This is a genomic window from Fibrella forsythiae (assembly GCF_017353175.1).
In the GTDB taxonomy this organism is placed as follows: Bacteria; Bacteroidota; Bacteroidia; order Cytophagales; family Spirosomataceae; genus Fibrella; species Fibrella forsythiae.
Window position 1 is genome coordinate 772887 of the sequence record NZ_JAFMYW010000002.1, and the last position, 24407, is coordinate 797293.

Consider the following 24407-nt stretch of genomic DNA (forward strand, 5'->3'; position numbering starts at 1 on the left):
CTACGTAATAGGGAAGGGGTTATGCTAAATAATTGATTGAGAAACCGTACTGATTTGGTTAGTTTTGCCCGGTTTTTACGAGCCAGGCCAGACTTGCCCTCTTTGCAAGTAACAACAAAAAATTACAAAAAACGATTTGGACGCTAACCCAATAACACCCCAAAAAATACTGGTTACTGGAGGAGCCGGTTTCATTGGATCGCATACAGTTGTCGCGTTGGCAGAGGCCGGATACGAGCCCGTCATTGTCGACGATTTTTCCAATTCGGAACCAAGTATACTCGACGGTTTGAAAGCTATTTTAAACCGGGAGGTACGTTCCTACCACATCGATTGTAACGATCGAGCCGCCATGACCGATGTGTTCAGCCAGGAACAGGTAGCCGGCATTATTCACTTCGCCGCTTCTAAAGCCGTTGGTGAATCAGTTGAAAAGCCTCTGAAGTATTACCGCAATAACCTCGATACCCTGATGTTGCTGCTGGAACTGATGCCGCAATTTGGGGTACAGAATCTGGTGTTCTCGTCATCGTGCACGGTTTACGGGCAACCCGAGCACCTGCCCGTAACAGAGGAAACACCTCGGCTGCCAGCTATGTCGCCATATGGCAACACAAAGGCGATCTGTGAAGACATTATCCGTGACTGTGTAGCGGCCAACATGCCGGTACGGGCTATCTCGCTCCGTTATTTCAACCCCATCGGTGCTCACCCATCCGCCCTGATTGGTGAACTGCCCCGTGGAGTGCCGGCTAATCTGGTGCCCTATCTATTGCAGGTGGCTTCTGGCCAGCGTGCCAGCCTGACCGTTCATGGCAATGATTACAATACGCCGGATGGTACGGCCATTCGGGATTACATCCATGTCATGGATCTGGCCGACGCCCACGTTAGCGCCGTACGATTACTGGTTGAAAAGAAAGAGACGGCTTTCTACGATGTATTTAATATTGGCACGGGTCGTGGGGCGTCAGTTCTGGAATTAATCAACACATTTGAGGAAGTGAATGGCATTAAACTTCCCTATCACCTGGGAGATCGTCGCCCCGGCGATATTGAGCAGATATATGCCGACGTAACCAAATCGACCCGGGGCTTAGGCTTCACAACAAAACGTACCCTGGCCGATGCGCTCCAGGACGCCTGGCGCTGGCAGCAGAAAATCAGTTAAAGTGTTTTCAGTTTACTGTCTTTTGTTGCGTTGCTACCATACCTGATTTGGGTTGAGCAGCGCAACAGAAGACAGTGAACAGAAAACAGTAAACTTGCTTCATGAAAACCATCATCATTACCGGAGGGGCCGGTTTCATCGGATCGCACGTAGTGCGGTTGTTTGTCACAAAATACCCCGATTACCACATCATCAATCTCGACGCGCTCACCTACGCGGGTAACCTCGCTAACCTGACCGATATTGAGAACGAGCCAAACTACACGTTTGTCCGGGGCGACATCACTGACGCTGCGTTCTTGGCGGAACTGTTTGGCAAATACCAGCCAGAAGGTGTCATCCACCTGGCCGCCGAGTCACACGTGGATCGGTCAATTACTGACCCAATGTCGTTTGTGATGACCAATGTGGTAGGAACGGTGAATCTGCTGAACGCCGCTAAAAAAAGCTGGCTCGACTCAGAATCCGGTTTCGATGGAAAACGCTTCTATCATGTTTCGACCGATGAAGTGTACGGTTCGTTACACAACCCTGATGAATTCTTTACGGAAGAGACAGCCTACGACCCGCAGTCGCCCTATTCAGCTTCTAAAGCGGCGTCTGATCACTTTGTGCGGGCCTATGGAAATACGTATAAAATGCCTGTTGTTCTGAGTAACTGTTCGAACAATTATGGCCCGAATCATTTCCCCGAGAAGCTGATTCCGCTGATGATTCACAACATTCAGCAGAACAAACCGCTGCCCGTTTATGGTAAAGGCGAAAACGTACGCGACTGGCTGTTTGTGGTTGATCATGCCCGGGCCATCGATACGGTTTTTCATAAGGGTAAGCAGGGCGAAACGTATAATATCGGCGGCTTCAACGAGTGGAAAAATATTGATATTGTGCATCTGCTCTGCCGGGTGATGGACGAGAAGCTAGGCCGCCCCGCAGGTACGTCGTCACAACTGATAACCTACGTGACAGATCGTGCCGGGCACGATCTTCGCTATGCTATTGATGCCAATAAGATCATGAACGAACTGGGTTGGGAGCCGTCCCTTCAGTTTGAAGAAGGCCTGAATAAAACAGTCGATTGGTTCCTGGCTAATCAGGAGTGGCTCAACAACGTCACCTCCGGCGCCTATCAGGGCTATTATCAGGACATGTACGCGAATAGATAAAACAGCACCGTACGACTGTTGAGGTACGACTTATAACTGCCATATGAAAGGAATTATACTCGCCGGTGGGTCCGGCACCCGATTGCACCCGCTGACGCTGGCCGTTTCCAAGCAACTGATGCCGGTCTACGATAAGCCGATGATTTATTACCCGCTGTCGATTCTGATGCTGGCGGGTATTCAGGATATCCTGATTATTTCAACGCCTCATGATCTGCCGCATTTCGAGAAATTGCTCGGTGACGGATCGCGCATTGGCTGCCGGTTCTCTTACGCCGTGCAACCCAGCCCCGACGGACTGGCGCAGGCATTTATTATCGGTGAAGAGTTTATTGGCACCGATAAAGTGGCGCTGGTGCTTGGCGACAATATCTTTTACGGATCCGGCCTGTCTAAATTGTTGCAAGCCAACAACGACCCCGACGGGGGGGTTGTGTATGCCTATCAGGTGCAGGATCCTGAACGGTATGGCGTAGTTGAGTTCGATGATGAGTTCAACGTGCTGTCGATTGAAGAAAAGCCGGATAAACCGAAGTCGAATTACGCGGTGCCTGGCCTTTATTTCTATGATAATGACGTAGTTGAAATTGCTAAAAACATTCCGCCTTCGCCTCGTGGTGAACTGGAAATTACTGACGTGAACCGGGTTTATCTGGAGCGCGGAAAGCTGAAAGTGGGCGTATTGGATCGGGGTACCGCCTGGTTAGATACAGGTACGTTCGCATCGCTGATGCAGGCCGGCCAGTTTGTACAGGTGATAGAAGAGCGGCAGGGCCTGAAGATCGGTTGTATTGAAGAAATTGCCTATCGGATGAAATTCATCTCGAAAGATCAGCTGATCGAGATTGCCAGGCCGCTGGTGAAAAGTGGCTATGGCCAGTACTTGTTGGGTATATAGATCGCAGGCTAAACACATCTTGTTGAACGCACTAAAAAAAGCCAGAGCAATGCTCTGGCTTTTTCTTACCTAACCTATGAGATGAGAAAACTTAATACGATTTGGAAACTTTGCTTGTGTGTGGATAAGACCGGAAAACTACCCCGTATTGACAAGCTCAAAGGTAGCAGATTGGCGAAGGTAGGGTAAGCGCAGAATCACCCTTTTTACGACAGGTGTAGATAATGCGCATAAACCCGTATCTGAGTGCGTAGTTCTACGTATTCGTTAGAGTAAAGGGCAATAAAATTGCCGATAAATCAATCCAAAAGGCAAACACGATGGCATGTAATTGGACTTTTGGTAGCTTTCCGATCTAATTGACAGATCACTTAATCGATGACCGACAAGAATAAATTCCACGGCGACGTGGGCCGCTTCTTAACCGGGCAAGACGCCCGATCGCGCACTGCCCGTTATAAAAGGTACAAACAAGAAAAAGGCTATAAGCCCGACACATTTGCCCGGGCCGAGTTCTTCGGCATTAACCGGATCAATAAACTGCTGGGGCGCAAAGACTGTGTGGGTATCCGTATCTACTATGGTAAGACCCATGAAGACGTTGATGGAAATGTTGTCGACGACGGGCAGGGTGAACTTAAATCGCGCCTGGTGCTTGTTGGTGTTCGGGCTGACGGTACTGATATCTTCGACGACCCAACCGGCAGAAAGGATCCTGGTGATGGTGATGCACTGGGTGACGGGTTTGAATGTCCGCGGCATTGTGGTAATCCACCGAGTTCACTTTAGTTGTATGATAAAAAGTCTGAGAGATTTATTTGATTTTTACCCGCTTGACTTTTATTCGTATTTTTTTATGCTCCTGCCTGTAGCTGTAGCTGTGTACAGGCGGGAGTTTTTAACGCCAGTTTTGTTGGTTGTTACTGCTTATTTTTTAGTGCGATTTCTTGAAGAATGCGTGTTTCTATATTATGTGTTGATTCCGAAAAGTACACAGCGTATAAGTAATCTTGCACTTATTCTGGACAGCCTGCTCATTGGCTGGTTTTACTGGTTAAGCTTTGCCAGAAATTCGTTTGCCGGCAAACTGACCATTGCCGTTACTACGCTGGTATTTGTAGCAACTACGAGTAGTTATAGTTTGGACGGGTTAGGAAGTGTTAGCCACTCCTGTATACGGCTAATGATAATCATACTAAGTTTGGTTTATTTTAATAAAATTCTATCTGAAAATCGAGTAAGAAAAATTGTGTCACACTCATTATTCTGGGTAAATGCGGGGTTCTTATTTTTCGGTATGGGTACGTTTATGACTTCACTGTTCAAAGATTACCTGCTGGACCCTGCACTGACGACGAAAGAAACGTATAATTTATTTTCAGATATGAACCAGATACTGAGTATGATCCTGTCAGCTCTGGTAGCTATCGGTATGTGGGTAAGTGATTCTGATAAAGACAATTACATACAATCTATCTAATAGCTTCTTACTTTAATTTTGCGTGGCTTTTATAGATTGGTACCGTCAATAGTCTATCAGTAGCCAGTTATTGAAGGTATTATGGACCATATATTGCGAAATTTAAACTATCTTTTTACTACATATCCTCTGGATTTTTATGCCTATTTTTTCTTGTTGGTACCTTTGTCTGTAGCTGTATATCGGCGAGGGTTTCTAACGCCTGCTCTGTTACTTATTTCTTATTATTTATGCGGCCGGTTTATCAGCGACACGGTGATGTTATATTATTCACTGATACCTCAGAATAACTTGAACCTGAGCAAGGTAATCATATTGGTAGACGTACTTTTTATAGGGCGGTTTTATTTTGTTAGCCTTACCGGTAATTCGTTTTCCGGCCGATTGACAGTTGTCGCCACCACGATTGTTTTCTGTGCTGCTTTAGTTAATTATTTATCAGATGGCCCGTTGAGTGTAGGCCGGTCAGGATTGCGATTGCTGATGGTAGTGCTGGCTTTAACCTATTTCAATAAAATATTAGCGGAGAACCAGATAAAAAAAGTGGTGCTTCATGCTGCTTTCTGGGTGAGCGCCGGTTTTCTTTTTTACGGTGCAGGTACGTTGATGATCGCTGTTTCTGCTGATTATTTGCAAAAGGCACCGCAGGATGTATACGATGTTTACGCAAACATGGACCAGATGATTAGTATATTGTTTTCCTGTCTGGCTGCCGTTGGTCTGTGGATGAGTAAGTTCGATCAGGACAACTACTATACAGGTATTGTATAAGGGCAGGTAAACCACGTCTTCGTTGAAAAGCAGTGCTTGAAGCAATTGGTTGGCTTACTTTTGCAACGATACCATCTGAAACTCTACCAATGCCTGAGCCCTTTACCAGCGTACCGGCCAAATCAGTTGCCTACTCGCGTACTACACTTACTGAGTTGATGATTCCTGCCTACGCCAATTTTGGTGGTAAAATTCACGGGGGGACGTTGCTATCACTGATGGATAAAGTAGCCTACGCCTGTGCAGCCAAACATGCTGGAGAATACTGCGTCACGGTATCTGTCGATGGGGTGAATTTCCGCCAGCCGGTTGAAGTTGGCGAACTGGTGTCGTTGATGGCGTCGGTCAATTATGTGGGCCGTACCTCGCTGGTAATTGGTATTAAGGTTGTTGCCGAAAACGTGAAGACGGGCATTGTGAAGCATACCAACACGTCGTATATCACGATGGTGGCGAAAAATGACGCGGGCGTGCCAACAGAAGTGCCACCATTGCTGCTTGAAACGGCTGATGATGCCCGTCGTTTTCTGGAAGCCATTAAACGCAAAGAGTTACGCGCTGCCTATAGCGAGCATTTCGATAATGAACGTACCCGGATGATGCTCACCGAAAATCTGGCCCAACTAACCAATGAGCGCTGTGTGCTGGGAACCGGGATTTTGTAGGTACGTTGTCGGAACTGGCAACCTACCTGACCGGATAAAGGATAGACAGCGGTTTTCAGGGCAGTAGCTAGTTTTTGCCGTCAACAACGCCAAATCGGGTGTAGGCGGCCCAGCCTTTTTGGGCTTTATAGCCTTTGTTGCCCGTCACTGTGATGTTGTCGCCCTGGGTAATGTCGCGGCAGATAGCCGGGCTGTCGTAAAGAGTTGGGTGTAGAAAGCCGACCGGTTCAATGTAGAGCGTTACGTAGCTATCAGCGCTACTGGCCGTATTGGGTCTGTAGGTGTAGCTGAATTATTTTTCGCTTGAAGATCGATTCCGTTTTCTGGTCGTTTGTGGGGCAGGTAATAGGGTATTTTGCTGAGGAAGTGGTTGGAACCGGTCGGTGCAAAGCAACCAAACAGGCCAGTGGCAGGTTACAACCGCATGTGGTATTTCATTCTCAAACAGGACAATCTGAAGCCCGACCCATACCGGGCTTTGCAGCAGAAAGCGGTACAAACGGAAGTGGAGCCCTTCAACGAGCCATTTGATAACTTGTGTCTGTTCACCGTTGAGGACTACGCCTCGTTCGTTGATGCGCTCGACCTCGAAGGTCTGCGTTACGAGGTGAAAAGTCAGCGCCCCAGCCGCGACCAGCTACTGGCGCAGTTACGGGCAGCGTAGATACGTACCCAGGGTTAGTTTTTGGCCTGATACTGATGGTTGTACGTATCAGTCGACTTTGGTAAAGCAGTCAGATAATCAGTGCATTCGATCCTACGCAAGCCATCAGCGTATGGAAGTTGGTGGACTTTAAGGAAGGTGCCATCAAGGAGCGAAAAACAATGATTCCCGCCGCTTCACTTGTCGCCGGTAGTGAGGTTCAGCGGGCCGAATTAACAACTATACCGTTCACTTGCTGCGAGATAACCTCGCCGTTATTGTCGTTAAAAAAGCGTATTGACCGTGTTTCACCAGTAGAGGCAGGGGTTTGTATTCCTAAAGCCGTGAACGAAGCAGTCCATTGCCAGTCTGCACCACATGGGCAGAGGCATAGGGAACGGGAACTGGACAACTACATTTTGGCGAGCAGTCTTACAGTCTCAGTAAAACGAGTAGTGAGAAAATAGATGAAGCAGCTGAACGCATCGTGTGTGTATTGAATCAAGGCAAAGTTGGTGAATTGGTTATAGAGCCAGCCTGGCTAACCGGAAAAAGCGGATTGTTAGTAGCAGTGCCGCCACGCTCAGACCAACAAGCAGGCCAATCCAGACGCCAGCGGCATCGTAGCCGAAGGTGAACCCTAGTAAATAGCTGGTTGGCAACGCGATCAGCCAATACGAAAAGAGGGTGATCAGCGTGGGTACGTTCACGTCGGAAAGACCGCGCAATACGCCAATACCAACGACCTGGATGCCGTCGGAAAGCTGGAAAAAACCAGCCATAAATACCAATGTGGCTGCGATTTGGGCTACCTGTGGGGCATCGGTAATGTAGAGGTCGACGAGGACATTGTTGAACAGCAGAAAGATCACGCCCGCCAGCCCCATCATCAGGGCCGATAATGTAAAAGCCGCCAAACCCGCCCGGCGGATGCCGGGTTGATCGCCCCGACCAAATGCCGCTCCGACTCGAATAGCCGCCGCCGACGAAATGCCTGTAGCCATCATGTACGTAGATGAGGCCATATTGATGGCGATCTGGTGCGCGGCCAGTCGATCCGCACCGAGCCAGCCGATGATGACCATGGCAGCGGTAAACAGGGCAATTTCGAAGAAGAACGTTAACCCACTGGGTAGACCTAGTTTCAGGATGGTACGCACATCGCTGGCAATGGGTAATCGGGCGAATTCAGTGCTGAAATACGCCCGAAAATTCGGCGACCGACGGATGTACCACAACATGGCCAGCGCCATGAACACCCGCGAAAGTAGCGTGGCCACTGCCGATCCCTGCGTGCCTAGTTTAGGAAAAGGCCCAATGCCCAGTATGAACAGGTAATTAAAGAGCGCATTAAGCAGCAATGCCCCAATAGTGATGGTCATGGCAACACGGGGAAAACGAAGCCCATCGCAAAGTTGACGGGCAGCAATGAAAATAAACAGCGGTACGTTCGAGGCGCTCAGGATCAGCATAAAAGGACGTGCCAGTGCGTTCACGTCGGCCGTTTGCCCTAGCCACTGAAAATTCATGGCCACTCCGGCTACTACTGCGCCCAACGCCAGACTGAGCAGTACTGCCACCCGGATTCCGGCCCGGTAACTGCGGTGTACATCGGCCGCACTGCCTCGTCCATTGGCCTGCGAAACAAGCGCTGCCACCACCGTTAACCCACCAATACCAATGCTTGATAAGAGGAATGACATGGAGTTGGCCAGACCGGCTGCCCCGAGTGGAATGGCACCCAACAACCGACCAACAAACAGGTTGTCGGTTACACCCATCAGCACCGTGCTCAGTTGGGCAATAACGATGGGAATACTAAGGCGAAGGGTGTCGGATAAGTCGGCGCGGAGTTGCATTGGAGTGTAGCCTGGGGCGTGGGGCACAAAGATAAGCTCGCCCTTTAGCCAAATCGTCATTATTTCCCCATGCCCTAAGCCCTAGGCCCAACGCCCGCTACGCCTTTTTCCCGTATCTTTGTTTATACACAAGAATCAGACGTTCGCTTGAAAGAATACGGAAGTAGTATCGAGAAGATGGTCAAGTACCTGTTGACCATCGAAGATCGCGAGAAGCGCACCCGGCAGGCGCATATCTTGGTGGAATTAATGCGGCAGATTCACCCCGGCATGAAAGACGGGCAGGATTACTATAACAAGCTGTGGGATGATCTGTATATCATTTCGGAGTTTAAGCTAGACGTTGATAGCCCGTTTCCTCCACCATCGCCGGAAGTACTCGGCAAAAAGCCCAAGAAGATTGATTACCAGTACCAGAACCTGAAGTACAAACACTTTGGGCAAAATATAAACCTGCTGGTTGAGCGGGCCGTCAATACCGAAGATCCTGAAGAAAAACGGGCGTTCGTGTCGTACCTGACCCGGTTGATGAAGACGTTCTACATGGCCTGGAACAAGGAAACGGTTGAGGATGAAACCATCTACCAAAGCCTGCTCGACATATCGAAAGGTAAACTGGCCGCCGACATACAACTCATTCGCGATGAAGGACTTGTAGAAGGCTCACCCCGCGAACGTACTGAAGATCAGCCGCAGAAACTGGGCCGTCAGCCTCAGTTGAAACCCTATGCCGGTAATTACCAGCAGCAACGCAACCGGCAGGATCGTCCCAACAATAACCAGAACCGCGACGGTGGACCGCGTAACTTCCGGGGTGGTAACAACGGTGGCGGCAACAATCCGAACCGCGACGGCGGATCGCGTAACTTCCGGGGCGGCAATAATCCCAACAACAACAGCGGTGGCGGCAATAACCGGCGGCGCGGGAGGTAGATAATCAAGAATTAAGGAGTAGGAATGGCCATGCGCTGAAAAATTCTTACTTCTTACTTCTGCATTCTTAATTCATACAAATGGCATCTTTTAAGATTATTGGTGGCCGTCGGCTTTCGGGCGAACTAGTGCCGCAGGGGGCTAAAAACGAAGCCCTGCAAATTCTCTGTGCGGTACTGCTGACGAAAGAACCCGTCACGATTCACAACATTCCTAATATCCGCGATGTAAACCAGCTTATCGAACTCCTGGGCGATATGGGCGTTTGGGTAACTAAAATCGGAGAAAGTTCATACCGGTTTGTGGCCAGCGATGTCAACCTCGACTTCCAGAATACCGAAGCTTATAAGCGTAAAGCCGCTGCCCTGCGTGGATCCGTCATGCTGCTCGGGCCAATGCTTGCCCGTTATAAGCAGGGGCGTATTCCCCGGCCGGGAGGCGATAAAATTGGCCGCCGCCGACTGGATACGCACTTTCTGGGTTTTGAAAAGCTCGGTGCCAAGTTTCATTTCGATGGCGATTTCTACCGGGTTGAAGGCGACCAGCTTAAGGGAGCCTACATGCTGCTCGACGAAGCCTCTGTAACCGGAACGGCCAACGTACTCATGGCCGCCGTGATGGCCGAAGGAACCACAACCATCTACAATGCCGCCTGTGAGCCGTATCTGCAGCAACTCAGCAAAATGCTGAACCGTATGGGGGCCAAAATCTCGGGCGTAGGTTCCAACATGCTCATTATCGAAGGCGTGGAGGAATTGCATGGTACGGAGCATACCATGCTGCCTGATATGATCGAGATTGGCTCGTTCATTGGTATGGCCGCCATGACACAGTCGGAGGTGACAATCAAAAACTGTCAGATTCCTGAACTGGGTATCATTCCCGACGTATTCAAGCGCCTGGGTATTCAACTCGAATTCCGGGGCGACGATATTCACGTACCTGCCCAAGACATCTATCAGGTAGAGACCTTCCTCGACGGTGGTATGATGACTGTCTCCGATGCGCCCTGGCCCGGTTTCACCCCCGACCTGCTGAGCATTGTACTTGTAACGGCCATTCAGGCCAGCGGAACGGTGCTTATTCACCAGAAAATGTTTGAAAGCCGCTTGTTCTTCGTCGACAAACTGATTGAGATGGGCGCTCAGATTATCCTCTGCGATCCGCACCGGGCTACGGTCGTTGGCTTAGGGCGGCATCAGCAACTGCGTGGCATCCGCATGTCATCGCCGGATATTCGGGCGGGCGTGTCGCTGCTGATTGCGGCCATGTCGGCAAACGGTACCAGTATCATCGATAACATTGAACAGATCGACCGGGGGTATCAGAACATTGACACCCGCCTCAACGCCATCGGCGCCGATATTACCCGGCTGTAGGTACGTTGCTGTCAAGCGCAAAAAGGCCATTTCCGGAGGGGAGTGGCCTTTTTACATGGTTAGGATGGGTAAACGGGTTTGCCATTCACCCCAAAACGTGTTCAACACCCCAAAAAGAGTGTTTGTCAGGCTGGTTGCCGCTACGTTTGTTTCATCATTCGAAACCAACAATGCGCCATGAAAACGCTGCTGACCCTGCTTCTGATTACCCATATCGCCACCGGCTTTACGGCCCTGATGGTAGGCCTCATTCCGATGTTTTCACAAAAAGGGAGTCGCCTTCATAATCGGGCCGGGCTCGTTTATGTCTACTGTATGATTACCGTAGCCATCACTGCCCTGCTGCTTTGCGGACTTCAGCCATTCAAGATGATGCGGTTGTTCCTGACGGGCATTGCCGTGTTCAGTTTCTACCTGTGCTTCACCGGCTGGCGGGCCACCAAACAAAAGAAAGGTCAGGCAGCCCCGCTCGATATTGCCCTCACCTACGGTACCCTGGTGATCGGCGCGGCTATGGTTTTGTTTGGAACGTACCTGTTGGTGTTAAATGGTTTATCGTTTATGCCCATCGTCTTTACCTTTTTCGGTGTTCTAACGGGTCAGTTTGCCTGGAAAGATTACCAGAAGCGGAAGCAGCCAACCCTGAAAATGGACTGGTATTTCCAGCATTTTATCAGAATGGGCGGTTCGTATATCGCTACGTTCACGGCCGCTGCGGTGACCAACGTACCCAGGCTGTTACCCGCCAACGCTCCCGAATGGACGCATACACTTGTCTGGATTGCCCCGTCGATAGTGGGCGGTATGCTGATTGGCCGTACAGTCCGTTACTACAAACAGAAATTTGCATCTAAATCGGCGGGTATGGCTGTTTCGTAGGTTCCGACTGTCCGTTACCTTTACAATTCACTCGAAGGGTAGCGACACCGATCATGAAAATTGCATTTATCACCGATATTCACATTGCTGGAGAAGGCGAAACACCGGCTGGCATTGATGTACGGGCCAATTTCCTGAAAGCACTTGACGCGGTTCGGGCTATGAAGCCCGATTGCCTGGTCATTGGCGGTGATCTCTGCTTCGATGTGGGTGTACGGGAAATTTACCAGTGGATCTACAAGCAGTTGCAGACCGATCTGCCTTGTCAATGGTACGCCATTCCCGGTAATCACGACGACTCGGTGATGATGGCCGAAGAACTGCACCTGACCCACCACCTGACCGGCACCGAATTATACAGTGCTGCACCGCTGGAGGGGTATCCTGCACTTTTCCTTGATTCATCGAAAGGCGTATTCTCGGCTGCTCAGTGGGCCTGGCTTGCTGAAGAACTGGCCGTTATCAGCTACAATGTACTGATTTTCTGCCACCACCCCGTATTACCTGCCAATGCCCGATTTATGGATGCCCGGTATCCGTTTCGTCAGCAAAATCAGTGGGTTGAAACAACAGAAGAGCTACCCTGCCGAATGCAGGTCATCAGCGGCCATTACCATACCGAAGCGACCGTCATGCGCGGGAATACGACCGTGCTGGTAACGCCGTCGACATATATTCAACTCGACCCGCACACGCCTGACATTCAACTTGTCAATACGGGCCCGTACATGCGCGAAATTGACGTAACAACCAATGGCGTAAGCAGCCGGATTATTAGTCTGTAGATTGTCAACGAATTGACTAGTCAGTAGTTGTACTGAACTGAGCGGTTGTGATTACTGGCACGTAGTGCATTTTGGCTGATACTACTCTGGTTGTTTTTGTTGAGTATTAATGGCTATTTTGTGGCCACAGGTAAATCCTGTACTCTACACGCGCCACCACATTATGGGCTTAACTCATGCCTTTTTTCTCGGGTCGACGAGACGTAAGGTCATTCTCTGTGCAATTTCCCTTCTTTTGTCAGCTCAGACATACGCCCAGGATGCTGTAGAGACGGCTAAACAGTATCTCACAACCAACGCCCAGAAGCAGAAACTCAGCCAGAGCGACATCGGTGAGTTGATCACGTCGAGCGCCTACCTGTCGCCAACTACAGGTTGGTATCACGTTTACTTTAACCAGGGCTATCAGTCGATCGACGTTTACAATCGCCTGATGAACGTTGTGATCAAAGACGGTCAGGTAGCATATATGACTCATAACTTCATTCCCGACCTGATTGCTACTAAATCGACAGCCTTATCGAAGACACTGTTAACGCCCGCCGAAGCGTTGCAGCGCGCCGCCGCTCATCTGTCCTTACCAGTTGTTGCACCCGCTCGTCTTCAGGAACTAAGCGTGGCCAAGCTGGTCGGGCAACTGGAATGCTCCCTCAACCTGGAACTGCAACTGTGTGCCTGACGGCTCACTGCCTGTTCGGATCATGAACGGACATACCGTGACGGCGCCAACTACATTCACCGGGCAGGCAAAGGGAATCCGGTTCGTTGGTACGGGAAAACTAAGTGCACAGGGTACCGGGCGGGTACTACTGAGTCAATAAGAAGGCATTAGCGCGGCAAAAAGAACAGTCCTCAGTTTGGCGAGTCGACGAGACGTCGGTTCCCGGGCTGAGGACTGTTCTTTTTATCAGGCCAGATTACTTCGATGAGTAGTTTGGCGCTTCTTTCGAAATCTGAATATCGTGCGGGTGGCTTTCTTTTGAACCGGCCGTGGTGATTTTCACAAATCGGGCCTGCTGGAGCGCAGGTACGTCGGCCGCACCGCAGTAACCCATACCTGCTTTCAGTCCGCCTACCATCTGGTAGATAATCTCCGATACTTTGCCTTTTACGGGCACCCGACCAACGATACCCTCAGGAACAAGTTTCTTGATGTCATCTTCGGCATCCTGGAAATAACGGTCTTTCGAGCCTTCTTCCATCGCTTCCACGGAGCCCATACCCCGATAACTTTTAAAGCGGCGTCCTTCAAAAAGAACAACTTCGCCGGGAGCCTCCTCGGTACCTGCCAGTAATGAGCCGATCATAACGGTACTGGCTCCGCCTGCAATGGCTTTCGTAATGTCGCCCGAGAAGCGGATGCCACCGTCGGCAATAACCGGTACGCCTGTACCAATCAGGGCTTTTGCTGATTCGTAAACGGCCGTTAACTGGGGCATACCGATACCGGCAATGATGCGGGTAGTACAGATACTACCCGGCCCAACGCCCACTTTCACCGCGTCGGCACCGGCATCGGCCAGGGCTTTGGCGCCCTCACCCGTAGCCACGTTACCGGCAATGACCTGTAGATTCGGGAACTGCGCTTTTATGCGCTTTACGGCGTCTAATACACCCTGTGAATGGCCATGTGCCGTATCCAGGCTGACCACATCGACACCCGCTTTAACCAGGGCTTCAATGCGTTGCGTCAGGTCTGGCGTAACACCAACTGCGGCACCTACGCGTAGCCGGCCCAGTTCGTCTTTACAGGCGTTGGGGTGGCTCTTCCGCTTCAGAATATCTTTGTAGGTAATCAGGCCAACCAGCTTGTAGTCTTCGTCGACGATAGGCAGTTTCTCGATCTTGTATTCCTGAAGCATATTTTCGGCGTCTTCAAATGAGAGGCCTACTGTAGCGGTGATCAGGTTATCGCGCGTCATGATATCGGTGACGGGCAGCGTAAGATCGCGCTGGAACCGGAGGTCCCGGTTGGTCAGAATACCGATCAGCTTCCCATCGGCGTCAACGATAGGAATACCCCCAATCTTCGATTCGCGCATGATGCGGTGAGCATCTGAGAGTTTAGATCCTTCGGTGAGCGTAATCGGGTCGATGATCATGCCACTTTCCGAGCGTTTCACCTTGCGGACCTGTTCGGCCTGCCGTTCGATGCTCATGTTTTTATGGATCATACCGATGCCGCCTTCCTGCGCCATTGCGATGGCCAGATCTGATTCGGTTACGGTGTCCATAGCGGCTGAAACGAGTGGTACGTTCAGGCGAATGGTTCGTGTCAGTTGTGAAGTGGTATTGGTGTCTCTCGGCAGAACCTCCGAATAAGCGGGGAGGAGGAGAACGTCGTCGTAGGTGAGTGCCTCGTACAGAAACTTGCTGGCGTCTAAGCTCATGGCAAATAAGCAGGGGGTGTTATTTGCCGGACAAAAGTACTACTATTCTGCGGAACTTAGGTAATGGAATTGTTAAGTCGTTTGGAATGATGCTAAAAACGGGTTTTCTAAAACTTACTTTCCAATACAAAACCGGCCAAAAATCGAGGCGAGAAGGTCGTCTGTCGTGACTTCGCCGGTGAGCTCGCCCAGTTCGCGGAGGGCGATGCGGAGGTCCATCGCGATCCAGTCGGCCGACGTACCTGCGTCGATGGCGGCTATAGCGTGGGCCAGAGCGTCGTCGGTGGCGGTGAGGTGCTGAAGGTGGCGGGCGTTGGTCACCACGGAACTGCCCGCCTGCATGGCCGAATCGGTGCGGGCGCGGGCCGAGAGTACCGTTTTCAGCGCGTCGATCTGTGCATCTTTAGCCGAAATCCAGATGATGCGTGGGGCTGTGGGTACGTTGCCAGGTACGTTTGCTACGGCCGAAAGGGCGTAGGGACTACCATCGAGGGTTTGGCGGGTGGCATCTGAAACGGCATCTGCCTTGTTGCCAACCAGCACGTACGGTTTGCCCGATTCATCCAGCTCTGCGATGGCCTGTAGTAGGTCGTCGGGTGTGGTGGTGGTTCCGTCGAAGAGGTAAACGACCAGCGCGGCCTTGTCGATCTGTTGCCGGGTACGGGCCACGCCGATGGCTTCAATGGTATCGGTGGTGTCGCGCAGGCCGGCCGTGTCGATGAGGCGGAAGCGAACGCCGTCGATGAATAGTTCGTCTTCGATGACATCGCGGGTGGTGCCGGGAATGTCGGAGACAATCGCTTTCTCTTCATTCAAAAGGGCATTCAATAGCGTCGATTTACCTGCGTTAGGCTTGCCTACGATCACCGTTGGCACCCCGTTCTTGATCACGTTACCCGCCGTAAATGAATCGATAAGCGGTTGAATGACACCGCGAATTGTCTGCATCAGGCCGCGCAACTGATCGCGTTTGGCGAATTCAACATCTTCCTCGCCAAAATCGAGTTCCAGCTCCACAAGCGCTACAAAATCAATTAGTTGCTGGCGAAGTTCTGTCAGCTGTTTCGAAAAACCACCCCGTAACTGACTCAACGCGGCGCGATGACTGGCGGCCGAATCGGCGGCAATCACATCGGCCACGGCCTCAGCCTGCACCAGATCAAACTGCCCGTTCAGAAACGCCCGCTGCGTAAATTCGCCAGGCTTGGCCAAACGGGCTCCGGCGCTGGTCAATTCCGTCAGAATCTGGCGAATGATAAACTCTGACCCGTGGCACGAAATCTCTACGACGTCTTCCTTCGTAAACGATTTTGGGCTCTGAAAAACCGTTACCAATACTTCGTCAATAATGGCATCAGCGCTCGACCGGAAGGTGCCGAAATGAGCCGTATGGCTGGGTTGTTGCGTAAGGTCTTTACCTCGAAATAATTTATTCGTCAACGAGATAGCGCCTTCGCCCGACACGCGGATAACCGCAATGGCACCAATGCCCGGCGCTGTGGCCAAAGCCGTGATGGGTTCAAGTTGGTGGATCATAACACAGTTTACAGTTTGCCGTTTACAGTTTTCAGTTGCGCTGCTGGTTTAACGAACGTGACATAGCAGCTGTAAACGGCAAATTGTAAACATTAAATCTGACTGGGTATTAATTTCGGAAAAATGGGAAGGCGACTGACGACGCTCATCAGCCGGGTTTCGACAGGTACGTCGGGAACATTTAGCGCATCGGCGTGTTCACTGCCGAGGAAGAAACGCATCTGGGCAGCTGCGAGGTTCCGGGCGTTGTCGCTACCAGCCTGCTTCCCGATCGTGTCTAGCAAGGCTTTAGTAAGGCCGGTACCGGCGTCAGACGACCTGAACTGTCGTTGAGAAATCAGCTTATCAAGGTGGTATGCTTCGCGCAGATTCTGCGGAAGGAGTTCTTCTGCCACGCCGTTCAGGTAGCCCACTACATTGATGTGGTGGAGGTAATCGTCTTCTTCCTCACTGGTCATCGCAACGCCCATTTTTCGCAATCCGCGCAATACGATGTAGCCAAATGAGCCGATTGTACCGACCATATCTTCCTGACAAACGGGCAACCCCCACTCCATGTTCCAACGATCACTTTGGAGGCCAAACCACCGTGATGCCGCGTGAATGAGTCGAATCTTCAGCGTATATAACGTTGCTTTCTGCGACGCCCCCCAGTTTTTCGGATCATTGACTGCGAATACCCATTCACCGGTTTCCTGAAGGCGGCGGGCCGTGTCGGTGCGAATCCGGTCGGTAAGCCAGAGGAGTTGTACGCCATTGGCACCCAGGTACGTGTAGGGCAGCGAGAACGTACCCAGCACCAGCCCAATTACACCGATGTGCTGCTGATAAAAAGCCATTCCCCGACGCATCTTTACCTGGTCGGCCCAAGCCGGGAGGTGCGCAAAGTCGACGAAGAACTGCTGTACAACCTGCGGTTGGCAACTTGTATCGAAATCGGTAGTATCAGCCAGCCATTTCATCAGCTTACCAACCCCTTCGCGGCCACCTCCGAGAACTACGCTGGAGATGACATCATCGGCCGGTGGGTCGCCAATTTGTCGGTATGAGTCAAGTTGCGCGCTGGTGAAGGTGCGGGTGGGTGTAATTGCGAAGGCCATAACAGAAAAGCTGTGTTGACGCACAACAAATTGTATAGACGTTTGATTGCCAGATGTTCTGAAAACCTCTGCGGTCCTGGAAAAGGCACGTCTACGTTCCGGGTGCTTACAGCCTGATCTGCAGGCCGTCATAACCTAACTGCACACCGGATGGCAGCAGTTCGTTCACTTCGCGGTGGAGGCCCATTTGATGGCTGATATGGGTGAGGTACGTTCGTTCGGGGCGAATGCGGTCGATCAGCGCGAGCGATTCGCTGAGGGCGAAGTGAGAGAGATGGGGTTCCCGGCGAAGGGCGTCGAGTACCAGAACCCGTGTACCGTACACTTTTTCCAGCTCCGCATCACTAATGTAATTAAGATCGGTCAGGTAGGTGAAATCTCCGATTCGGAAGCCAAAAACCGGCAACTGGTGATGCATTACTTCGATTGGAACAATGGGTACGCCCTGCACCTCGAATGGCTCGTTGGCGATCTCATTGGTGTCGATCCGTGGAATGCCGGGGTATTTGAACTCAGCGAAGATGTACTCAAACTCGCGTTCCAATTGCCGGATCACGCTGGCGCGGCCGTAAACGGGCATATCCAGCCCTGATCTGAAATTGTAGGCACGTACCTCATCCAGACCCGCCGTGTGGTCTTTGTGTTCGTGGGTGAACAGCACAGCATCGAGGTTCAGCAGATTCAGACGGAGTACCTGTTGCCGGAAATCCGGGCCGGTATCGATAATGAAACTTTTTCCTGCCACCTGCACATGGGCAGACGTTCGCAGTCGCTTGTCTCGGAAATCGACAGACCGGCAAACGGCACACTGGCAACCGATCAGCGGAACGCCCGATGACGTACCCGTGCCGAGGAGGGTGACGACCATACAACTAGTTTACTGTTTGCTGTTTACTGTCTTCTGTTGCGTTGCTAGTTCTCGATTCTTGAATCAGCAGAGCAACAGAAAACAGAAGACAGTAAACAGCAAACTTTTTATTTATCCGTTAGCTGATTGACCACTTCAACCAGGCGGTCGAAATTGAGGGGCTTAACCAGAACATCGTTGAAGCCAGCTGCTTTGAACTCTTCTTCGGTGTAGTTGCGGGCGTTACCCGTGATAGCCACAATGGGTACGTTGGCTTTGGTTTTATCACCGAGGGCACGAACCTGCTTTACGCATTCCATACCGTCCATGACGGGCATATTGATATCGAGCAGCAGAATCGAAAAGTCTTCTTTATCAAGAATCTGCAGTACCTGCTCGCCGTTTTTCACCGCCGTGATATCGTAGTTCTGGAACTCGAGAATTTTACGGGCAAGGTTTTGAATGACGGAACTGTCTTCGGCAATCAGGACACGTTTTGAGGAAGCCATGCGGTTCGTAGGGTCTGTTTTCTGTGGGGTGAAATTAGCGCAAAAAGACCAGCCTACTTCACCGAAGCCTAAAATCGATGCTAGAAATTTTGAGAAACATGCTAGTTAACGTACCTGCTTTTTTGTAGCTTTAACTAATAAAACTATGTTGCCTACAGGTCTTGATGGATGATTCTGAGACAGGTACTAAGCGGCAATCTGGTTCGAGGCATTCTCTAGATCTTTAATCTGAAGCGATGAAACTAACAGGACCACAGGGGGATTTTGAGTTGAATGTACTTGATTATGAGTACAGCGATTCAGCTGACTTTTTAGATCGTAACTGGCTTATTGTGAGCATGGTTACTAAAGAAGGGGAACAACAGTCGACCCGGACGCTGACCTTTCTGTCGACCTGGGAGCTTGAACTACTGCACGACTGGATGCAGTCGGTTATTGACAACGCAGAATTAGCCCCCAAGCTGACGTTCATTGAGCCATCATTGAGTTTTTGTAATCTCTCAGATGGCAAAGAGCACTATGTTTTTCGGATCAGCATGACCAAAGAGGCCACGCCGAAATGGCATGACGATGAAACCAAACCTTACTGGCTGCCGGTAACGCCCGATAAAGACGAGCTGAAACAGGCAATCCACGATTTGGCCAGGCAATTAAATAAGTTTCCTGTACGGGCGTAAGGTTTGTGATTGTATACGGATCAGGGTTGTGGCGTGGCCATAAACTCGGCGAAAGCCGCTTCCAGCGCTTCCAGTTCCTGGGCTAGCTGGCTGGTGTCCTGAACTTTCAGTTTGCCTTCAGCTTCACGGGCAATACGGGCCAACCGGGCCACGCCCACCGTACCCGCGCTGCCTTTGAGCGTATGCAGATGGCTTTTTACCGTGGCAATATCACCAGCAGCAAAAGCCGTTACCGATTCGTTGACCAGGACGGTAGCTTCAGTTACAAAATCCTCGAATACGCTTTCTACCAGTTCGGCACCGCCAATGTCGCGGAGTTGTTCCAGAATGTCATTGTCGATCACAGGTACGTCGGCATAAGGCAATAGCAAAGTCGGGTCGTAGCTTAGTGCTGTTGGCTGAATCTCGGGTTCGGTTTGTGCCGGCTGGGTACGTTGCTCAGTGGCGGGTACGCTGTTTGAACTGTTTGCGGCCGCCGGGAGGGAAGGGGCTGGAGGCGTGATTGCGGGTTGATTACGGCTAGTCTTCTTGATTATTTCGCTCACTTTGGCAATCAGACCCTGTGCGCGTATGGGTTTGGCAATGTAATCGTCGAGGCCCTGGCTCAGAAAACGCTCACGGTCTTCACGCATCGAATAGGCCGTCATGGCCACAATGGGCGGCAACAGGGTTGTATGGTTGTCGCGTAGAAAGCGGGTTGTTTCCACACCATCCATGTCGGGCATCTGAATATCCATGAAGATGACGTCGAACCGGTTATCGCCCTGTCCGCTGCCGGCTGCCACCCGTTCGATGGCTTCGGGGCCACTCGATGCTGTGGTGACAATACAGCCCGACTTTCGCAGAATTTCGCTGGCTACCTTCCGGTTCACGGCGTTGTCGTCGACCAGCAAAATCACGGGATGATAATCGGTGAAAAAGTCGGTCACCTTCATGTCGGCCGCCGCTTCGCTGGGGCTCTGTGTTGGGCTGATTGCCGTTTCTTTCAGCTCAACGGTAAACCAGAATGTGCTACCCATGCCCACCGTCGATTCAACGCCGACCTTGCCTTTCATCAGGGCGGCCAGTTCTTTCGAGATAGACAGGCCCAATCCGGTGCCGCCGAATGATTTGCGCGATGACGTATCGACCTGGCTGAACGAGTTGAACAGCAAGCCAATGTTTTCGGCCGAAATGCCAATGCCCGAATCGCGCACCTCAACCTTAATCCGGTTGAATTTGCCACGTTTACTGACCAGCGAAGCCGCCACCTCAACGGTGCCGTCTTCGGTGAATTTAAGGGCGTTGGATGTTAAATTCGATAGTATCTGGAGTAGCCGTGTCTGGTCGGCAATAACAAATTCAGGTAGTTCAGGGCTAAGCGTGTAGAACAGTTTATTGCGTTTTGAACTGGCCTGCTGCCCGAAGAGGGCAATGAGCTTCTCGAATATTTCGCCGAGCGCAATAGGCCCTTCATGCAGTTCCATCTTGCCCGCCTCGATCTTCGACAGATCGAGAATATCGTTCAGGATATTGAGCAACGTTTCCGACGAGCGACGGATCGTGCGGACGTAATCGCGCTGTTCGTCGTTGAGTACGGTATCGTTCAGCAGATCGACCATGCCAATAACGCCGTTCATGGGGGTACGTATCTCGTGGCTCATATTGGCCAGGAAACGCTCCTTTACTTTCAGCGACCGTTCGGCTTCGTCTTTGGCTTTGACCAGTTCAGCCGATTGCTTCTTAAGCTCCGTAATGTCGCGCGCCAGAGCTGCTACTACGGAATAACGACCGTCTTCGTCTTTCAGCAGCAACATGTTGAACATAAACTGCCGTTCAGAGCCGTCTTTGCGGCGAAGCGTAGCCTCGAAATTCCGTACCGACCGGGTGCGCACCAGTTTGAACAACGCCCGCCGAATTACGCCGGGATCAACGAAGTAATTCAGCGCATTCTGGCCCATTACTTCGTCGGGTGTGTAGCCGCTGCGTTTGAACACCGATGGGCTAATCATGGTAATTTGCCCGTGCCGGTCAACGCGGATGTAGATGTCCTGCAGGTTTTCGAAGATGCCACGGAATTTCTCTTCGCTCCGTTCCAGGTTCAGTTGCGCTCCTTTCCGGTTGGTGATGTCACGCGCAATACCCGACACCTCTTCAATGACGCCGCCCGTCAGCAGAATCGGGTTCAGATGCAATTCCAGCCACGATTCTTTTCCGGCCAGGTCGAACCGCATCTCAAAGTTTTGCGGCTGTCCTTTAAACGCCAGTTTGTAGCGTTCATCGAGCAAGCGTTGATTATCGTCGCCAACGCCCCGCCATCCCTGCTTTTCGGCCGTGATGAATAGTCGTGGCTGTTCGTTGGTGAGTTGAACAATCAACTCGGCGTAGTTCTGGTTAAATGACGTCAGTTGCAACGCCTTGTTAACCGACCAGATCAGGTACGTGCTGCTGTTGAAGATGGCGTTCAGCCGGGCGGTTTGCTTATTCAGCGCGGCCTCGGCCTGTTTTCGGGCAATGGCCAGGGCTACCTGACCCGAAATGAACTCAAGCAGTTCAAGGTCGCGCGGGCCATACAGGTTGGGATCGTTGTATGATTTTACGCCAATAATCCCCGTAATCTCGTCGCCAATCCGCAACGGGGCCGTCAGCATCAGTTTGGGCTGTTGCTGGCCATATAGGTCGATATGATGTTCATCGGCAAGGCGCAGAATATCCGTATCGCGCAGGAACAGCGGTTTGTCGGCCTCAATCGTATATTCGGTGAGGCCGCTGCCAAGGCGCTTTTTCGTGAAGCGCATGTTTCCCTGAAACGATTCGTCGACGTAATACGGGAATGTCAGGTATTTTTTACTCTGGTCGTAGAGGGCGATGAAGAAGTTGCTGGCGTCGATGATGTTGCCCAGTTCGCGATGTACGCGCTGGTAGAAATCATCGAGGTTGGGCATGTTCAGGGTCCAGCTGGCAATGCTATAGTAGAGGCGCTGCGCTTTTTCGGCCCTGATCTTCTGCGTGATGTCGCGCAGAATACACCGGAAAGCGGTTGGTTTTCCCTGATCATACCGGCAGTTTACACTTCCCGACAGAAACAGCGTGCGACCGTCGCGGCTCCGGAAAACGGTCTCGAACGAGGGGTTTGGCTCGCCTTCCTGCACCCGCTGCAACCGGTCGAGCGTGCTCTTAACATAGTCCGGATGCAGCACGTCACGCAGGGTCAGCGAGGCAATCTGGTCTGCGCCGTAACCCAGTAGTTCGCGCCAGGCTTTATTCACGAAAATGAATTTGCCGTCGAGCGTGATCAGCTGAATCAGATCGCTGGTGTTATCAACCAGGTCCTGCAACTGAGCATTGGTGTTGCTCAGAGCCGATGCCACCCGCCGTTTGCTGGTGAGGTCTTCGCCAATGATCGTGAAGGCATCTGTTCGACCACCGGTGCCACTGGGAATAAACGAGTTGAGGTGTACGTTTCGGGTCGATCCGCTCCTGGTCAGCAGTTGGATTTCCCGTTGTTCAGGAAAATTGCCGCGCTCGAGTGCCTCCCGGAACAGTTGTTCAAGCACAACCCGATCGGCCGGCGGCACGAGGATATCAAAGAAATTTCGACCTACAACCTCATCAATGCTCCAGGCCGTAACCCGAAGCGCATACGGATTTATGTACGAAACCGACCCGTCGTGTTCAACGGTCAGCCCGATCAGGTTTAGTTGGTCAACAGTTTTGCGTACGTCAAACGGTTGGGTAGTAGTCATAGGTAATAAAGGTAATTGGTTGAGTAGTTAATTGGTTGATTGGGTAATCAGGACCTGGCGCTCCAATCAACCAACTACCTATTCAGGCAAGCTCCAGTGAGGGGTCCCAAAGGCGGGCCTTAAAATCCACAACGGTATCATCAGTAACGGGTACACCTTCGGCTTCGAGCAGTTCCTGCATGCGGGTTGGCGAACCGAAAAAATGCTTTCCGGAAAGTATACCCAGCCGATTTACGACCCGGTGCGCAGGTACGTCGGGGCGGGTGTGGCAGCCGTTCATAGCCCATCCCACCATTCTGGCGCCGGCCCTGAGGCCCAGATACTGCGCAATGGCACCGTAGGTGGTAACGCGCCCTACGGGAATCTGCCGAACCACGGCGTATACATCCTCGAAATAATCGCGGGGTGGGTCGGCGACCGAGCCGTCGGCGGTGGTGATGGTTCGTTTTGTGGCCATACGTAAATATACAACGGAACACCCGTTCGGCGTAGTCTGCAAAGCCAACGCCAAACGGGTGGTAGAGAAACGACTGATACTTTCTTGATCAGGCTGGTTGCCTGGCGAGAATTCAAGAAGATCAGCAGACAAACAGGGTGCCTTTTGTCTGACAACCAACGTAAGTCGTACGCTGCGGATTTCCAAAATAAAGTCTGGCATATGTAACAATGTCTGGTTTATCATTGAGTTATCCGGCAGAGTGTAATTGTGCAGAAAAAGAATCGATAAGTCAACGTTCGGCATCTGGTTTCAGCACGCATGGTAGATACGCTGCTTTCTAAATGGCTGCCAATAGATGCCTGATCGGCGTTTGGCTACCGGCCGGTCAGTTTCAAAGCGAAGCCATTGGTATTAGTAAGCGCCATTAAAGGATAAAAATCGGCCGCAGCTAAAAATACAGCCTGCTACTTCCGAGATTAATCCTGGTTACCCACCTGGCGGCGTTCCCTGTCATACGGCCTTTTGTGATTACTTTTGAAGAAGCTAATTTGATCT

At 51.3% G+C, this 24407-nt stretch carries 23 protein-coding genes; 15 read left to right on the forward strand and 8 right to left on the reverse strand.

Annotated features, from left to right (window positions below; all coding sequences use genetic code 11):
• Positions 1-151: 151 nt before the first annotated feature.
• The 8 genes from galE (at position 152) to J2I46_RS09285 (ending at position 6815) form a co-directional block, all read left to right on the forward strand.
• Complete coding sequence (gene galE / locus J2I46_RS09250; protein ID WP_374758083.1) at positions 152-1171, forward strand: UDP-glucose 4-epimerase GalE; 1020 nt, start codon at positions 152-154, stop codon at positions 1169-1171.
• A gap of 101 nt (positions 1172-1272) precedes the next feature.
• Positions 1273-2337: a dTDP-glucose 4,6-dehydratase gene (rfbB, locus tag J2I46_RS09255; RefSeq protein WP_207328716.1), complete on the forward strand. Its 1065-nt coding sequence runs from the start codon at positions 1273-1275 to the stop codon at positions 2335-2337.
• A gap of 43 nt (positions 2338-2380) precedes the next feature.
• Positions 2381-3235 carry a glucose-1-phosphate thymidylyltransferase RfbA gene (gene rfbA, locus J2I46_RS09260; RefSeq protein ID WP_207328717.1) on the forward strand — a complete coding sequence of 285 codons (855 nt, stop codon included), beginning with the start codon at positions 2381-2383 and terminating at the stop codon, positions 3233-3235.
• 378 nt (positions 3236-3613) lie between these two features.
• A complete protein-coding gene (locus tag J2I46_RS09265; protein WP_207328718.1) occupies positions 3614-4024 on the forward strand; it encodes a hypothetical protein in 411 nt (136 codons plus the stop codon).
• Between the two features lie 67 nt (positions 4025-4091).
• Positions 4092-4715 carry a hypothetical protein gene (locus J2I46_RS09270; RefSeq protein WP_207328719.1) on the forward strand — a complete coding sequence of 208 codons (624 nt, stop codon included), beginning with the start codon at positions 4092-4094 and terminating at the stop codon, positions 4713-4715.
• A gap of 81 nt (positions 4716-4796) precedes the next feature.
• The gene (locus J2I46_RS09275; RefSeq protein WP_207328720.1) at positions 4797-5486 is read left to right on the forward strand and encodes a hypothetical protein; all 690 of its coding nucleotides are present in this window, start codon (positions 4797-4799) and stop codon (positions 5484-5486) included.
• A gap of 89 nt (positions 5487-5575) precedes the next feature.
• Positions 5576-6151, forward strand: coding sequence for an acyl-CoA thioesterase (locus J2I46_RS09280; RefSeq protein WP_207328721.1), 576 nt, complete (start codon positions 5576-5578; stop codon positions 6149-6151).
• Positions 6152-6575: 424 nt separating this feature from the next.
• Positions 6576-6815: a hypothetical protein gene (locus J2I46_RS09285; protein WP_207328722.1), complete on the forward strand. Its 240-nt coding sequence runs from the start codon at positions 6576-6578 to the stop codon at positions 6813-6815.
• Between the two features lie 503 nt (positions 6816-7318).
• Here the strand turns inward: J2I46_RS09285 and J2I46_RS09290 are convergent.
• The gene (locus J2I46_RS09290) at positions 7319-8653 is read right to left on the reverse strand and encodes an MATE family efflux transporter (protein WP_207328723.1); all 1335 of its coding nucleotides are present in this window, start codon (positions 8651-8653) and stop codon (positions 7319-7321) included.
• 147 nt (positions 8654-8800) lie between these two features.
• Here J2I46_RS09290 and J2I46_RS09295 point away from each other — a divergent pair, with 147 nt between their 5' ends.
• From J2I46_RS09295 to J2I46_RS09320, 6 genes are all read left to right on the forward strand, one after another.
• Positions 8801-9586: a DUF4290 domain-containing protein gene (locus J2I46_RS09295; RefSeq protein ID WP_229379666.1), complete on the forward strand. Its 786-nt coding sequence runs from the start codon at positions 8801-8803 to the stop codon at positions 9584-9586.
• Between the two features lie 80 nt (positions 9587-9666).
• A complete protein-coding gene (murA, locus tag J2I46_RS09300; protein ID WP_207328724.1) occupies positions 9667-10965 on the forward strand; it encodes a UDP-N-acetylglucosamine 1-carboxyvinyltransferase in 1299 nt (432 codons plus the stop codon).
• Between the two features lie 177 nt (positions 10966-11142).
• The gene (locus J2I46_RS09305; RefSeq protein ID WP_207328725.1) at positions 11143-11844 is read left to right on the forward strand and encodes a DUF2306 domain-containing protein; all 702 of its coding nucleotides are present in this window, start codon (positions 11143-11145) and stop codon (positions 11842-11844) included.
• A gap of 53 nt (positions 11845-11897) precedes the next feature.
• A complete protein-coding gene (locus tag J2I46_RS09310; protein WP_207328726.1) occupies positions 11898-12629 on the forward strand; it encodes a metallophosphoesterase family protein in 732 nt (243 codons plus the stop codon).
• Between the two features lie 235 nt (positions 12630-12864).
• Complete coding sequence (locus J2I46_RS09315) at positions 12865-13308, forward strand: hypothetical protein (protein WP_207328727.1); 444 nt, start codon at positions 12865-12867, stop codon at positions 13306-13308.
• Complete coding sequence (locus J2I46_RS09320; protein WP_207328728.1) at positions 13301-13450, forward strand: hypothetical protein; 150 nt, start codon at positions 13301-13303, stop codon at positions 13448-13450. The genes J2I46_RS09315 and J2I46_RS09320 overlap by 8 nt, the downstream gene beginning before the upstream one ends.
• Before the next feature lie 96 nt (positions 13451-13546).
• On the opposite strand, the gene guaB is transcribed toward J2I46_RS09320, so the two are convergent.
• From guaB to J2I46_RS09345, 5 genes are all read right to left on the reverse strand, one after another.
• Positions 13547-15019, reverse strand: a complete 1473-nt coding sequence (gene guaB, locus J2I46_RS09325) for an IMP dehydrogenase (RefSeq protein WP_207328729.1) — start codon at positions 15017-15019, stop codon at positions 13547-13549.
• 114 nt (positions 15020-15133) lie between these two features.
• Complete coding sequence (gene mnmE / locus J2I46_RS09330; protein ID WP_207328730.1) at positions 15134-16555, reverse strand: tRNA uridine-5-carboxymethylaminomethyl(34) synthesis GTPase MnmE; 1422 nt, start codon at positions 16553-16555, stop codon at positions 15134-15136.
• A gap of 92 nt (positions 16556-16647) precedes the next feature.
• Positions 16648-17655: an oxygenase MpaB family protein gene (locus J2I46_RS09335; RefSeq protein WP_207328731.1), complete on the reverse strand. Its 1008-nt coding sequence runs from the start codon at positions 17653-17655 to the stop codon at positions 16648-16650.
• 106 nt (positions 17656-17761) lie between these two features.
• The gene (locus J2I46_RS09340; protein WP_207328732.1) at positions 17762-18523 is read right to left on the reverse strand and encodes an MBL fold metallo-hydrolase; all 762 of its coding nucleotides are present in this window, start codon (positions 18521-18523) and stop codon (positions 17762-17764) included.
• Between the two features lie 107 nt (positions 18524-18630).
• Complete coding sequence (locus J2I46_RS09345; protein ID WP_207328733.1) at positions 18631-19011, reverse strand: response regulator; 381 nt, start codon at positions 19009-19011, stop codon at positions 18631-18633.
• Between the two features lie 236 nt (positions 19012-19247).
• Between J2I46_RS09345 and J2I46_RS09350 the strand changes: the two genes are divergently transcribed.
• Complete coding sequence (locus J2I46_RS09350) at positions 19248-19688, forward strand: WapI family immunity protein (RefSeq protein ID WP_207328734.1); 441 nt, start codon at positions 19248-19250, stop codon at positions 19686-19688.
• A 20-nt stretch (positions 19689-19708) separates the two neighbouring features.
• Here the strand turns inward: J2I46_RS09350 and J2I46_RS09355 are convergent, their stop codons facing one another.
• On the reverse strand, positions 19709-23413 hold the full coding sequence (locus J2I46_RS09355; protein ID WP_207328735.1) for a PAS domain S-box protein: 3705 nt from the start codon (positions 23411-23413) through the stop codon (positions 19709-19711).
• 82 nt (positions 23414-23495) lie between these two features.
• Positions 23496-23870 carry an MGMT family protein gene (locus tag J2I46_RS09360; protein WP_207328736.1) on the reverse strand — a complete coding sequence of 125 codons (375 nt, stop codon included), beginning with the start codon at positions 23868-23870 and terminating at the stop codon, positions 23496-23498.
• Between the last annotated feature and the right edge of the window lie 537 nt (positions 23871-24407).